Below are 14368 nucleotides of genomic sequence, written 5' to 3'. Positions count from 1 at the left end.
ACAGAATGAAAAAGGCCGCCCGAAGGCGGCCCGGTGAAGTAAAAAGCGGTGGCTTATTTCTTGTCGGCACCAGGGATCTTGCCTTCCACGCCCTTGACGTAGAAGTTGATGCCGCCCAGGAACTTGTCGTCGGCCACGGCGTCTTTTTCCAGCACGGGCTTGCCGTCCTGGCCAGCGATGGGGCCCTTCCAGATGACGAAGCTGCCGTCGGCCAGGCCCTTCTTCACTTCTTCGACCTTGGCCTTGGTTTCGGCAGGCACGTCTTCAGCGATGGAGACGATGTCAATCGCGCCTTCCTTCACACCCCACCAGCTTTGGCCGGTGCTCCACTTGCCTTCCAGCGCATCACGCGTGGCCTTCACGTAGTAAGGGCCCCAGTTGATGACGGCCGATGCCAAGTGGGCCTTGGGGCCGTAGGCGGTCATGTCGCTGTCCCAGCCAAAGGCGCGCTTGCCCTTTTCTTGCGCAGTCTTGAGCACAGCGGGGGAGTCGGTGTTCTGGAACAGCACGTCAGCGCCGCCGTTGATCAGGCTGGTGGCGGCTTCGGTTTCCTTGGGCGGGCTGAACCATTCGTTCACCCACACCACCTTGGTCTTGACTTTGGGGTTGACCGATTGCGCACCCAGCGTGAAGCTGTTGATGTTGCGGATCACCTCAGGGATTGGCACCGAGCCCACCACACCCAGCGTGTTGGACTTGGTCATGGCGCCAGCGATCACGCCAGCCATGTAGGCACCTTCGTAGGTGCGGCTGTCGTAGGTGCGTACGTTCTCGGCCGTCTTGTAGCCGGTGGCATGCTCAAACTTCACATCCTTGAGGTCGCCAGCGATTTTCTGGATGGACTCCATGTAGCCGAAGGTGGTGCCAAAGATCAGCTTGTTGCCTTGGCCAGCCAGATCACGCAGCACGCGCTCGGCGTCCGCAGATTCAGGAACGCTTTCCACAAAGCTGGTCACAACCTTGTCGCCAAACTCTTTTTCGATGGCTTTGCGGCCGTTGTCGTGCGCAAAAGACCAGCCGCCGTCACCCACAGGGCCGACGTAGGCAAAAGCGATCTTCAGTGGCTCAGGCTTGGGTGCTGGAGCAGAGGCAGCCGGCGCAGGTGCTGGGGCCGGTGCGGGCGCTGGGGCCTCGGTCTTGCCGCAGCCCACGACGGCAGCGGCAGCCAGGGCAGACAGCGCCGCCACTTTGAACAACGAACGCTTTTGCAAATCGGTCATGTCGATTCCTTGAGAGAAAACAGTGAAAACGGAGGGGAAAAACGGAAAACAACCATTATGAGCCGGGGTAAAACGGCTTGCCGAGGGACGCAGGCATGTTGACGCGAATCCATGCAGGGTTGCGCGAGATCAGGGCCAGCACCACGATGGTGGCGAGATAGGGCAACATGCTCAGCAACTGGCTGGCCACCTGCACGCCCGTGGCCTGCAAATGAAACTGCAGCATCGTCACCCCACCAAACAGGTAAGCACCAAGCAACACCCGTGCCGGGCGCCAGGTGGCAAAGGTGGTGAGCGCCAGCGCAATCCAGCCGCGCCCGGCCACCATGCCCTCCACCCACAGCGGGGTGTAGACGGTGGAGATGTAAGCCCCCGCCAACCCACACAGCGCCCCGCCCGCCACCACGGCCAGCAGCCGGATGCGGCGCACGGGGTAGCCCAGGGCATGGGCAGATTCGGGCGACTCGCCCACCGAGCGCAGCACCAAACCGGCGCGCGACCGATACAGGAACCACACCAGCGCCACCACCAGCACCATGGTGATGTACACCAGCGGATGCTGCTGGAACAGCGCAGGCCCCACCAGCGGAATATCGCCGAGCACCGGAACAGCGTACTTGGGCGACTCAGGCAGCTTGGCCTGCACGTAGCTGATGCCCGCAAATGCCGAGAAACCCACGCCAAACAGGCTCAGCGCCAACCCCGTGGCGTATTGGTTGGTGTTGAGCCAGATCACCAGCACACCAAAGATGGCAGCCAGCAACGCGCCTGCGGCCATGCCTGCGGCAAAGCCCAGCCAGGTGTTGCCTGTGTGCACCACGGTGGCAAAGCCCGCAATGGCGGCGCAAAGCATCATGCCCTCGGCCCCCAGGTTGACGATGCCCGCCTTTTCGTTGATGAGCAGGCCCAGGGCCGCAATGGCCAGCACGGTGCCCGCGCTGAGCGTGGCGCCGATAAGCAGTGCGTACGATTCCATCACTTGCCTCCCTTCGAGGCCACCCAGCGTATGCGGTAGGCAATCAACGTGTCACACGCCAGCAGCGTGAACAACAGCAGCCCTTGGAACACGCCCGTGAGCGATTTGGGCAGGCCCATGCGCGATTGCGCCAGCTCGCCGCCGATGTAGAACATGCTCATCAAAATGGCCGAGAGGATCATGCCCACGGGGTGCAAGCGCCCCACAAAGGCCACGATGATGGCGGCGAAGCCGTAGCCTGCCGGCACATAGGGTGTGAGCTGACCAATCGGCCCGGCTACTTCCAACGCACCCGCCAGGCCCGCTGCGCCGCCCGAAATCAGCAGTGCCGTCCACAGCGCGCGGCGCGATGAAAAGCCCGCGTAACGCGCCGCTGCCGGTGCCAACCCACCCACCTGCTGGGCAAAGCCCGCCCGGGTGCGGAACAGAAACACCCACAGCGCCCCCGCCCCGGCCAGCGCCAGCAGGAGGCCAATGGACACGCGCGAGCCCTGCATCAGCCGCGGGATCTGCGTGACCTTCTCAAACGTCTTGGTCTGCGGAAAGTTGTAGCCCATGGGGTCCTTCCAAGGGCCATAGACCAGGTAACCCAGCACCAGCGTGGCCACATACACGAGCATCAGGCTCACCAGGATTTCGTTCGCATTGAACTTGTCGCGCAGCAGCGCCGTGAGCCCCGCCCACGCCATGCCGCCCAGCACCCCGGCCAGCAAGATGGCGGGCACGATCCACGGCCCGGTGGTCTTGTCGGCCAGCAGCGCCACGCCCCCCGCCACCACGGCGCCGATCACAAACTGCCCTTCGGCGCCAATGTTCCAGACGTTGGAGCGAAAGCACACCGCCAGCCCCAGCGCAATCAGCAGCAGCGGCGTGGCCTTGACCATGAGTTCGCCCAGGGCGTACTGCGACTTGATCGGCTCCCAGAAGAACACTTGCAAGCCCCGCACCGGGTCTTTGCCCAGCGCCATGAACAGGGCCACACCAATGAGCACCGTCACGGCCAGCGCCAGCAGCGGCGAGCCGTAGGTCCACAGGCGCGAAGCCTGGGGGCGCGGTTCCAGCTTAAACATGCTGAGCCTCCCCGGCGGTGGCCTGCTGCGCAGCATGGGCCAGATGGGCCTGCACATCGGCGTGCCACAGGCCGCTCATCCACTCGCCAATGCGCTCCACCGTGGCTTCGGCACGCGGCACAGAGGGCGACAAATGCCCCTTGGCCACTACATGCAGCCGATCGCAAATTTCAAACAATTCGTCCAGCTCCTCACTCACCACCAGCACTGCGCAGCCCGCGTCACGCAGCGCCAAAATCGAGCCGCGAATCTGCGCGGCCGCGCCCACGTCCACGCCCCAGGTGGGTTGCGAGACGATGAGCAGCTTCGGCGCGGCATCGATCTCACGCCCCACGATGAACTTTTGCAGGTTGCCGCCCGACAGCGACTTGGCGGGCGCGTTGGGCCCACCGGCCTTGACGTTGAAGCGCTGGATCAGCGCCTCGGCATGCTTTTGCAGCGCCCCCACCTTGATCCAGCCACTGCCGCCGACCGAGTTGGTGCGCGTGAGCAGCAGGTTGTGCGCCAGGCCCATGGTGGGCACGGCGCCCCGGCCCAAGCGCTCTTCAGGCACAAAGTGCAGGCCCAGGGCACGGCGCTGGCTGGGGCCCATGCGGCCTGCGCTCTGGCCTGCCACCTGGATGCTAGCGGGCTCGGCGCGCTGGTCTTCGCCCGACAAGGCGTACAGCAACTCTTTTTGGCCATTGCCCGACACGCCCGCAATACCCACCACCTCGCCCGCCTTGACCTCAAACTCCAGGTCGATCAAGTCCACGCCAAACTGGTCAGCGCGCGGCAGCGACAGGCCCTGCACGCGCAGCACCGTGGCGCCGGTCTGCACCGCGCGGTGCTCCAGCGCTGGCGGCTCGGCGCCAATCATCAGACGCGACAGGGAGGCGTTGGTCTCTTCGGCCGGGTTGCACACCCCGGTGACCTTACCGCCCCGCAGCACGGTGCACGCGGTGCACAGCGCGCGAATCTCGTGCAGCTTGTGGCTGATGTAGAGAATGCTGCAACCCTCAGACGCCAGCTTGCGCAGCACCACAAAGAGCTTTTCGACCGCCTGGGGCGTGAGCACCGAGGTCGGCTCGTCCAGGATCAGCACCTTGGGGTTGGTGAGCAAGGCGCGGATGATCTCCACACGCTGCATCTCGCCCACGCTCAGGGTGTGCACAGGGCGCAGGGGGTCGATGTCGAGGCCGTATTCGGCGGCCTTGGCGGTGATGCGGCTGGTGACCTCGGTCAGCGTCAGGCTCTTGTCCAGCCCCAGCCACACGTTTTCGGCCACTGTGAGGGTGTCGAACAGGCTGAAGTGCTGGAACACCATGGCAATGCCCAAGGCCCGTGCCTCCTGCGGGTTGCGCACCTGCACGGCCTGGCCATTGAAGTGCACGCTGCCTTCGTCGGGCTTGACCGAGCCGTAGATGATTTTCATCAGCGTGGACTTGCCTGCGCCGTTTTCACCCAGCACAGCGTGGATCTCGCCGGGCTGCACCGTCAGCGACACGCCGCTGTTGGCCACCACGGCCGGGTAGCGCTTGGTGATGCCCGCCAGCTGCAGCCGTGGCGGCGCCGCACCAGGCGCTGAAGGAATGGGGGGAGAACTCATGCGGGGATTGTCTCTCAGAATTACAACTTGTTATCTTTGGTCGTATAGGGGCAAATCATGCCTTGCGGCTTATTCAGCATGCGCAAGCAGCTATTCTTTTCGTAGCGATGCAGCGACGGACTTGACGCTGTCGCGCAGCCACATGGCCGCTGCCGAATGGTGGGTGCGCGCATGCCACAGCTGGTAGTACAACAGGCGCGGAAACGATACCGGGCTGGGCAGAATGGCCACCGGCAGCTGCGCCGTGAACCGCTCGCAAAACTGGCGCCCCGTGGTCAACACCAGCAGGCTGGAGGCCACGATGTGTGGAATGGCGCTGAAATGCGCACACCGCGCGGTGATGTTGCGCGAAAGACCCAGGCTGTCCAGGTGCGCATCGATCACGCCACGCGCACCGGGGTGGGTGGGCGTGGGGGCAATGTGCTCGGCCGCCAGCCAGTCAGCCTCGGTCCAGCCCCGGCGCACGGCCGGGTGGTCTTGGCTCACCAGGCACACCACCTCGTCGCCAAACAGGCGGCCCATGTGCAAGTCTTCCGGGGGCTGGGGCCAGTTGCCGATCACCACGTCCACATCGCCCTGGGCCAGGTGGGCGTGGTAGTGCGCGTCGGCCGACAGGGGCAGAATTTCAATGGGGCACAGCGGCGCCTGTGCCTTGATGCGGGCCACCAGCTGGGGCAAGAAGAGCGGGTCCAGGTAGTCGCTGGCCGCCACGCGAAAGGTGCGGGTGGCCGTGCGGGGGTCAAACCCCCGTGCGTCGGAGAACAGCGCCTCGGCCGAGCGCAGGATCAGCGCGGCGGGCTCCACCATGCGCAGCGCAGCATCGGTGGGCATCATGCTGGCGCCCGATCGCACCAGCAGCGGATCGCCCGCCAGGTCGCGCAGGCGCTTGAGCGCGGCCGACACCGCAGGCTGGTGCATGCCCAGGCGGACGGCGGCCCTCGATACGCTGCGTTCAGTGAGCACGGTGTGCAAGACCCTTATCAGATGGAGGTCTATCTTGTCGAAAAGGGCTTGGTCTCTCATAGCGGGGCTTGCATGGGTGTCATAAGCTTGTGCTTATGCTGGCAGCGGCGCGGCGCCCTACCCTCTGATGAACAAATAGAAATTGAAGCGGTATCTTTCATGACGACCCGACCCTTGCAATTCTTGCGCCGAGGCCAGCCCGTGGCGCTGGGCAATGTACCACCCGACCGCACCTTGCTGGAGGTGCTGCGCGAGGACCTGGGCTGCACCGGCACCAAGGAAGGCTGTGGCGAAGGCGACTGCGGCGCCTGCACCGTGGTGCTGGGCGAGGCCGATGGCCACGGCAAGGTGCGCTACAGCGCCGTCAACAGCTGCATTCGCCTGGCCCATTCGATTGACGGGATGGCACTGTGGACGGCGGAGGACCTGGCCGAAGACCCGCTGATCCAGCCGGTGGCCACCTCAACGCAGCCGAGGGACAGCAGCGCACTGCATCCGGTGCAGGAAGCCATGGTGCAGTGCCACGGCTCCCAATGCGGCTTCTGCACCCCCGGCTTTGTGATGAGCCTGTTCGGCATGTACCAAAACCAGGTGTGCCAGGGCCGCAGCATCTCGCGCACCCAGGCTGCTCAAGACCTGTCAGGCAACCTGTGCCGCTGCACGGGCTACCGCCCCATTCTGGACGCCGCGCAGCAGATGGCCCAGCTGCCTCCCATGGCCGTGAATGAAACCGAGTTGCTACAAAAATTAGAGCTGCTTGCGCTTACCCCACAAGCGCCAGAGGCCAATTTGGCTTACATCACCCCCACCACCCAAGCCGAACTGCTGGCCGCCCGCGCTGCCCACCCCCAGGCACAGGTGGTGGCAGGCGCCACCGACGTGGGCCTGTGGGTGACCAAGCAACACCGCCAGTTTCCCCAGGTGCTGGACGTGACGCGCGCCGCCGAGCTGCGCCGCATCGACGAAACGCCAGAGCACATCGCCATCGGCGCCGCCGTGACACTGACCGAAGCTTTTGCCCAGCTCACCGCCCAGTGGCCCAGCCTGGCCGAGTTTGCCCACCGCTTTGCGGGCCTGCCCGTGCGCAACTCGGGCACCCTCGGCGGCAATGTGGCCAACGGCTCGCCCATTGGCGACTCCATGCCGCTGCTGATCGCGCTGCGTGCCCAGGTGGTGCTGGCCAGCCAGGCGCGGGGCGAGCGTGCGCTGCCCCTGGAAGCCCTTTACACCGGCTACCGCCAGAACGTGATGGCGCCCGATGAGCTGCTGGTGCGCATCGTGGTGCCGAAGCCATCGGCCACAGAGCAGCTCAAGGCGTACAAAATTTCCAAGCGCTTTGACGACGACATCTCCGCCGTGTGCCTGGTGTTGAACCTCGACATTGCAGGCGGCACGGTGCAGCGCGCCAGCATCGGCGCCGGCGGCGTGGCCGCCACCCCGGTGCGCGCACAGCAAACCGAGGCCGCACTGCAAGGCCAGCCCTGGACCGAAGCCACTGTGCAGCAAGCCATGCGCGTGCTGCAGGCCGAGTTCAGCCCCATCTCCGACATGCGCGCCAGTGGCGACTACCGCCGCACAGTGCTGGGCAATCTGCTGCAGCGCTTTTGGCTGGAAAGCCAGGGCGGCGCCCCGGCCAGCATTGCGCAACTGCACGCGGCCCACCTGGAGGGCATGCTGTGAAACCTTCCACCGACCACACCGTGCCCGACACCGCCCTGCCCGCCCCTGCACGCACCGCCATGGGGCAATCGCACTTCCACGAAAGCGCACGCGCCCAGGTCGCTGGCGCCGCACATTACATCGACGACCTGCCCGAGGTGAAGGGCACGCTGTATGCAGCGCCCATCCTCTCCACCGTGGCGCACGGCACGCTCAATGGCGTGGATGCCAGTGCGGCCCTGGCCCTGCCTGGCGTGCGTGGCGTGGTGCTGGCGCAGGACGTGCCCGGCGACAAGCTGCTGGCCGCCTTTGCCCACGACGAGCCCGTGTTTGCCCACAGCACCGTGCAGCACATGGGCCAGGTCATTGGGCTGGTGGTGGCCGACTCGGTGATGCAGGCGCGCCGCGCCGTGCGCGCCGTCAAGCTGGACATCACGCCCCTGCCCGCAGTGTTGTCGGTGCAAGACGCGCTGCAGGCCGAAAGCTACGTGCTACCGCCGGTGTTTGTGCGCCGGGGCGATGCCACCGCAGGCTTGGCACAAGCCGCACACCGGTTGAGCGGCGCCTTTGAAGCGGGCGGGCAAGAGCACTTTTATCTGGAAGGCCAGATCGCCTACGCCCTGCCGCTGGAGCAAAAGCAGTGGTGGATCTACTCCAGCACGCAGCACCCGGGCGAGGTGCAGCACTGGGTAGCGCACGCGCTGGGCATTGACAACCACGCCGTGCGCGTGGAGTGCCGCCGCCTGGGCGGTGGCTTTGGCGGCAAGGAGACGCAAGCCGGCCACCTGGCCGTGTGGGCCGCCGTGGCCGCGAACAAGCTGGGCCGCCCCGTTAAGCTGCGGCTGGACCGGGACGAGGACTTCATGGTCACCGGCAAGCGCCATCCGTTTGCCTACGAGTACGACGTGGGCTTTGACGACACCGGCCGCATCACGGGCCTCAAGCTGCAGATGGCCGTCAACTGCGGCTTCAGCGCCGACCTGTCCGGCCCCGTGGCCGACCGCGCCGTGTTCCACGCCGACAACGCGTACTACCTGAGCGATGTGGAGATTGCTTCATACCGCTGCAAGACGAACACCCAGAGCCACACGGCGTTCCGAGGCTTTGGCGGCCCGCAGGGCGTCATCGTCATCGAAGCCATCCTGGGCGATATCGCCCGGGCGTTAGGCCGCGACGCGCAGGATGTGCGTTTGGCCAACCTGTATGGGCGCGATGCCAGCGAGGGCCGCAACGTCACCCACTACCAAATGGCGGTGGAAGACAACATCCTGCATGCGCTGCTGCCGCAGCTGGAGCAGACCGCCAGCTACCGCCAGCGCCAGGCCGACATTGCTGTATGGAACGCGCAAAGCCCAGTGCTCAAGCGCGGCATCGCCATCACGCCGGTCAAGTTCGGCATCAGCTTCACGGCCACGCTGTTCAACCAGGCGGGGGCGCTGGTGCATGTGTACACCGATGGCAGCGTGCAGGTGAACCACGGCGGCACCGAAATGGGCCAGGGCCTGCACACCAAAGTGGCGCAGATCGTGGCCGATGAGTTGGGTGTGCCGCTGCACCGCGTGCTGGTCACGGCCAGCGACACCAGCAAGGTGCCCAACGCCAGCGCCACGGCGGCCAGCAGCGGCACCGACCTGAACGGCCGCGCGGCCCAATACGCCGCGCGCCATGTGCGCGACAACCTGGCATCGTTCGTGTGCGGGCTTGACGGCTGTGGCGCCGGGGCTATCCGCTTCGCGGGGGGGCAGGTCATCTCGCCCCAGGCCACCCGCAGTTTTGAAGCCGTGGTCAAAGAAGCCTACGCCAACCGCATCCAGCTGTGGAGCGACGGCTTCTATCGCACGCCCAAAATCCACTACGACAAGGCCACCCTCACCGGCCGGCCGTTCTACTACTTCAGCTACGGCGCGGCCTGCTCTGAGGTGGTGATAGACACCCTGACGGGCGAGAGCCGCGTGCTGAAAGTAGACATCCTCCATGACGTGGGCCACAGCATCAACCCAGCCATCGACGTGGGGCAAATCGAGGGCGGCTTTGTGCAAGGCATGGGCTGGCTCACCACCGAGCAACTGGTGTGGAACGACAAGGGCCTGCTCACCACCCACGCGCCCAGCACCTACAAGATCCCGGCCACGGGCGACATCCCGGCCCACTTCAAAGTGGATTTGTGGCCCGAGGCCAATCGCGAAGACAACGTGGGCGGCAGCAAGGCCGTGGGCGAGCCGCCCTTCATGCTGGCCATCAGCGTGTACGAGGCGCTGCGCAACGCGGTGGCTGCGGGGCGTGGCGAGAAAGCAGCCAGCACACCCGTGGTGCTGACTGCGCCAGCCACAGCAGAGAACGTGCTCCGGGCCTTGGGGCGGCTGGGCTGAAGCCCGGTTTAGAAAGCCCGAGCAACCCTCAAGCAGAGCCCAGCGCCATGCGCCCAGATGCGGGCATCTCGCGCGCGCGGCCGGTTTCCACTCGGTTGCGGCCTGCGCGCTTGGCGTCATAGCAGGCCATGTCGGCGGCATACAGCACGGCGGCCACATCGGGCATGGAAGCGTCCAGCGCCACCAACCCGATGCTCATGCTCAAGGTAAAACTGCTGCCCTGGTAGGACGGCGCCCAGGCCTGCACCGCCTGTCGCAGTTGCTCGGCCACGGCCTGGCCCCGTGCCAGCGCACAGCCTGGCAACACCACGGCAAACTGATCGCCCCCCACGCGGGCGGCCCAGCCCATCTGGCGCACTTGCGACTCCAGCAGCCGCGCCACATGGCGCAGCGCATCGTCGCCTGCATCGTGCCCCGCCAGGTCGTTCACCACGGTGAAGTGGTCCAGGTCCATGAACAGCACCACGCCCTCTGCCAGTGCACCAGCCTGGGCGGGTGCACCGTCATCGCGCACGCGGGTGCTGCGCTCGGCCAGCAAGGCGCCCAGGCGCTGGTCAAAGGCGGTGCGGTTATAGAGCTGGGTCAGTGCGTCGTGCGATGCCTCCCAGGTCTGCTGCTGCTGCGCCTGGCGGACGGCGGTGATGTCTTCCAGAATCCACACCGTGCCGCCATCCATCGCATCGGCCCGCACGCCACGGCCCTGCACACGCGCCCACACCGGGCTGCCGTCCTTGCGCATGAAACACACGTCGCCATCAAACGCGCCGTGCACCGCAAACTCGGCCTGCACCCGGGCGCCGGTGCGCGCGTAGTCTTCGGCCGAAGCGTAAATGGTGCGCGCGGGCTTGCCCTGCAGCTCTTTGGGGGTGTAGCCCAGCATCAAGCAGGTCTGGCGCCCCACCACCTCCAGCATGCCGTGGCGGGTGATGACAATGCCCACCGAGGCGTGGTCCAGAATCGCCTGAAACTGCCCACCCAGCGTGGTTTGCAACGCTGCATGGTGGCTGCCCTGGCGGGCCAGACGCTCCAGCACCTGCACCACATCGCCCACCTCGCCACCCGCCTGGGGCCACAGCCTGGGCGCCTTGGTGTCGTGGCGCAGCAGCTGCTGGGCAGCCAGCCGCAGGTGGGCCAGTGGCTGGGCCATCCAGCCCAGCAAGCCCAGCAGGGCCAACACGCCTGCACCGATGGCGCCCGCCAGCACCCACCACGCATCGCGCTGGGCACCGGCCAGGGGCGCCAGCAGCGCCCGTGAGTGGCTCACCCGCGCCACCATCCACTGCGGCAGCGGCATGCCCGCCATGCTCACAATGTGCTCAGGCAACACCTGTGTCGCACCACGGCCCACCAGCGGCTGCGCCTGTTGCAGCCACCGGGCATAGACATCCGACAGGCCCGCTTCATCGCGCACATTGCCCAGCACCCGGGTGGGGTCTGAATGCGCAAGGATGGTGCCGTCGCGCGAGAAGACCACCAGGCGCGATTCATCGCGCTCGGGCAGCGCCATCGACGGGGGCAGCAAGCCTTGTGACTGCAGCTTGAGCGCCCCGGCCAAAGCCCCCAGCACCGCACCATCCTCGCGGTGCAGCGGCATGGTGAAGGCAATGCGCGCATCGCCCGTGCCCCCGGCAATCAGCTCCGACACCTGGGGTTTGCCATCCGCCAGCGTGCGGCGCAGCACATCGCGCTCGGCAGGCTCCAGCGAGGCCGGTGGCACTGCGTGCCCACCGCGCAGGTTCAGCCGCAGCTCGCCATCGCTGCCTGCAATCTGCACGGCGTCAAAAAAACCCAGCGCAGGCAGGCTCTGGTACGGCAGGGCTTCAGGGGCATTGGCGGGCTCCAGCATGCGCGGGGCAATGCCTGCCGCCACGGTGCGCAGCACCTTCTGGCTTTGCTCGATCTTGCTGGCCAGCAGGCGGGCAATCACCTCCACCTCGTCGGTCTGCTGCGCCACCACCCGGCGCACAGCCTCTTGGCTGGACACCTGCGACACATGCCATGCCGCGCCCACACCGGCCAACAGCACGGCGCACACCGCCACCGCCATCATCCGCAGCACCAGCGGCCCCGGCAGATGCCAGCTGGGCGCTTCGGGCGGCTGCACGGCAGACGGCGGCGCGGTCATGGCGCACCCAAGCAGTGGCGCAACCCCGCCCCGGGGGCTACAGCGGCGTGGGCAGTGGAGATTGCTGGCATGGGGGCTGGATGAACCGTGGTGGGTTCCAGCAAATATACGCAGCCCCCCTGCCCCCCGGGTTGGGTGGAACCCTCATCAAATCACACGGAGAAACCCTAAGAACCTGTTCAAAGCCCGTCGACGATCTCGCCAGATCGCCTTCACACGTAGCCCCCAACAAAAACGCCGTCCGCGCAACCCACGGCACGAACGGCGCTCAGCCCCTGCGGGCGATTCGTCGAATGAACGGACGGCTAACCGCTGAAGATCAGCTGCCCGCCATGGTCTGCAAGGCCAGTGGCTGCGGCAGGTTCAGCACATTGCCGGTGCCGTGGATGAGCCCCATCTCACGCAGGTGGCGCAGCACGCGCGAGAAGGTTTCGGGGGCGATGCCCAATTGCGCCGCAATCAGGCGCTTGCGCTGGTGCAGCGTGACGCGCATGGTGCCCGAGGGGTCTTGCTGCGCGTGGTTGAGCAGCCACTGTGCGCAGCGTGTTTCAGCATCGTGCGCCAGGCGGCTCACGGCCAGCTCAGACTGCTGGCGGTAGCCCATGGCCATGTCCAGCAGCAGGCCGCGCGCGCCCTCGGGCATGGCGGCCAGGCTGCTGCGAAAGTCGGCAATCGGGACGCGGCGCACCTGCACGCGGGTCTCGGCCACCATGTCCACCGGCAGCGGCAGGCCCAGCAGGGCCGAGGCGGCGTCCAGCCAGAAGGGGCCTTCTACCGCACCCAACTGGTGCCGCAGATAGCCTTCTTCATAAAAGCCCCGCAGCACCCTGCCGCTCTCCAGGTGCAACACCGAGGTCAACACCTCGTGGCGCCTGCGCAGCACTTCGCCGGCGGCAAATACTTCCGTCTGGACGGGCAAGGAAAATAAGTTGGATGGCAGCATGCGATTGAATGTGCCGCCCCCACGCGCTTCAGGCTTTGAGCAAGATCAAAAGCCGCGCTGAACCTACCCCGATTAGCTCAAAGCCCGCAGCCATGCCCCTTTGGCAGCCGTCGGCCTGTTGCCAATCCGGCGCATTCAGCGCCCTGCATCCGCGTGCATCACAGGCACTTGGGCCAAAAGTGACAACATGCAACCGCCAGGGCACAGAACTTGCTCAGCCTTCTGGCATGCAGGCGAAGTGCACCACTTGGCGGCAAACGGCAGCGCCACCGCAGCCGAATGCGCAGCGGTGCCACTGCAGCGGCATTCTTTGTTTTTGCCTTGTTTACAACCCTTCCAACCCCAGGAGAACCCATGAAAAAAAACCTGTTGGCACTGTCCCTTTCGGTGGGCGGCGTGCTGCTGTGCGCTGGCGGCGCCCATGCGCAAAGCTCGGTCGAAGTGTCCGGTCTGGCCGATGCGTTTGCCGGCTCCATCAAAAACTCAGGCGACGCGGGCCGCAAGTCGGTGGTCGATAGCGGCGGCCTGACCACCTCGTGGTTTGGTTTCAAGGGCACAGAAGACCTGGGCGGCGGGCTCAAGGCCAACTTCTTGCTGACCTCGTTCATCAAGGTGGACGCAGGCAGCCAAGGCCGCTTCACCAACGACACCTTCTTCTCGCGCGATGCCAACGTCAGCCTGTCGGGCGGCTTTGGCTCGGTGATGCTGGGCCGCTGGATGGCCCCCAACTTCCTGCCCTCCGTGGTGGGCAACCCGCTGGGCGATTCGTTCACCTTCTCGCCCCTGATCCTGCACATGAACGTGCCTCTGTTCAACGGCACAGGCTGGGGTTCCACCACCCCGTCTGACACGGGCTGGAGCAACCAGCTGGTGTACAGCACGCCCGACATCGGCGGCTTCAAGGCCAACTTGCAGTACCAGTTTGGCGAGCAGGCTGGCAACAACGGCAAGAAGAACGTGGGCGCCAATTTCTTCTACTTTGGCGGCCCGCTGACGCTGACCGGCTTCTATGAGCGCGACCAGATCAGCAACCCCGGCGCAGGCACCTACCTGGGCACCACCAAGAAGGACTGGATGCTGCTGGGCGCCTACGACTTCGGCGTGGTGAAGCCCTTTGTGAGCTATGGCCAGGCCAAGGCCGACAACAGCCTGAACAAGGCCAAGACCGTGCAACTGGGCGCCTCGGTGCCCGTGGGCCCCTCGGGCAAGGTGCTGGTCGAATGGGTGAAGACCGACCTCTCGCAAACCAAGGTGGACCGCAAGACCTACACCGTGGGCTACGACCACTTCCTGTCCAAGCGCACCGACGTGTACGCCATGTTCATGGGCGACAAGATCACCAACCAAACCTCTGGCACCAGCTTTGGCGTGGGCATTCGCCACCGCTTCTAACGCGGCATGAGGTGGATGGGCAGGCCCGCAGCGCCGCGCTGCGGGTGCTTGCCCGGCACATCA

Annotated in this window: 10 protein-coding genes; 3 read left to right on the top strand and 7 right to left on the bottom strand. The window is 65.9% G+C overall.

Going from position 1 to position 14368, the window contains the following annotated elements:
- Positions 1-53 precede the first annotated feature (53 nt).
- From CLU86_RS03730 to CLU86_RS03710, 5 genes are all read right to left on the bottom strand, one after another.
- Entirely contained in the window at positions 54-1220 is a 1167-nt protein-coding gene (locus tag CLU86_RS03730; protein ID WP_099740676.1) for a BMP family ABC transporter substrate-binding protein, read from the bottom strand.
- A gap of 55 nt (positions 1221-1275) precedes the next feature.
- A complete protein-coding gene (locus tag CLU86_RS03725; protein WP_099654902.1) occupies positions 1276-2196 on the bottom strand; it encodes an ABC transporter permease in 921 nt (306 codons plus the stop codon).
- Positions 2196-3266 carry an ABC transporter permease gene (locus tag CLU86_RS03720; protein ID WP_099740675.1) on the bottom strand — a complete coding sequence of 357 codons (1071 nt, stop codon included), beginning with the start codon at positions 3264-3266 and terminating at the stop codon, positions 2196-2198. The genes CLU86_RS03725 and CLU86_RS03720 overlap by 1 nt, the downstream gene beginning before the upstream one ends.
- A complete protein-coding gene (locus CLU86_RS03715) occupies positions 3259-4854 on the bottom strand; it encodes an ABC transporter ATP-binding protein (protein WP_099740674.1) in 1596 nt (531 codons plus the stop codon). The genes CLU86_RS03720 and CLU86_RS03715 overlap by 8 nt, the downstream gene beginning before the upstream one ends.
- A 90-nt stretch (positions 4855-4944) precedes the next feature.
- Entirely contained in the window at positions 4945-5877 is a 933-nt protein-coding gene (locus CLU86_RS03710) for a LysR family transcriptional regulator (protein ID WP_099654899.1), read from the bottom strand.
- A 99-nt stretch (positions 5878-5976) separates the two neighbouring features.
- Between CLU86_RS03710 and xdhA the strand changes: the two genes are divergently transcribed.
- Both xdhA and xdhB read left to right on the top strand, forming a co-directional pair.
- Positions 5977-7497, top strand: coding sequence for a xanthine dehydrogenase small subunit (gene xdhA / locus CLU86_RS03705; protein ID WP_099740673.1), 1521 nt, complete (start codon positions 5977-5979; stop codon positions 7495-7497).
- Positions 7498-7556: 59 nt separating this feature from the next.
- Positions 7557-9845 (top strand): xanthine dehydrogenase molybdopterin binding subunit, encoded by a 2289-nt coding sequence (xdhB, locus tag CLU86_RS03700; RefSeq protein ID WP_099743253.1) that lies wholly within the window; start codon positions 7557-7559, stop codon positions 9843-9845.
- Positions 9846-9873: 28 nt separating this feature from the next.
- Here xdhB and CLU86_RS03695 read toward each other — a convergent pair whose 3' ends face one another.
- The gene (locus CLU86_RS03695) at positions 9874-11970 is read right to left on the bottom strand and encodes a diguanylate cyclase domain-containing protein (RefSeq protein WP_099740672.1); all 2097 of its coding nucleotides are present in this window, start codon (positions 11968-11970) and stop codon (positions 9874-9876) included.
- Positions 11971-12289: 319 nt separating this feature from the next.
- Entirely contained in the window at positions 12290-12913 is a 624-nt protein-coding gene (locus CLU86_RS03690; protein ID WP_099654896.1) for a Crp/Fnr family transcriptional regulator, read from the bottom strand.
- A 354-nt stretch (positions 12914-13267) separates the two neighbouring features.
- Between CLU86_RS03690 and CLU86_RS03685 the strand changes: the two genes are divergently transcribed.
- Positions 13268-14305 (top strand): porin, encoded by a 1038-nt coding sequence (locus tag CLU86_RS03685; RefSeq protein ID WP_099654895.1) that lies wholly within the window; start codon positions 13268-13270, stop codon positions 14303-14305.
- The last annotated feature ends 63 nt before the right edge of the window (positions 14306-14368 follow it).

The organism is Acidovorax sp. 62 (genome assembly GCF_002754495.1).
Taxonomy (GTDB): domain Bacteria; phylum Pseudomonadota; class Gammaproteobacteria; order Burkholderiales; family Burkholderiaceae_C; genus Acidovorax.
The sequence above is the reverse complement of the archived record's forward strand: the minus strand, read 5'-3'. Positions and strand labels throughout refer to the sequence as shown.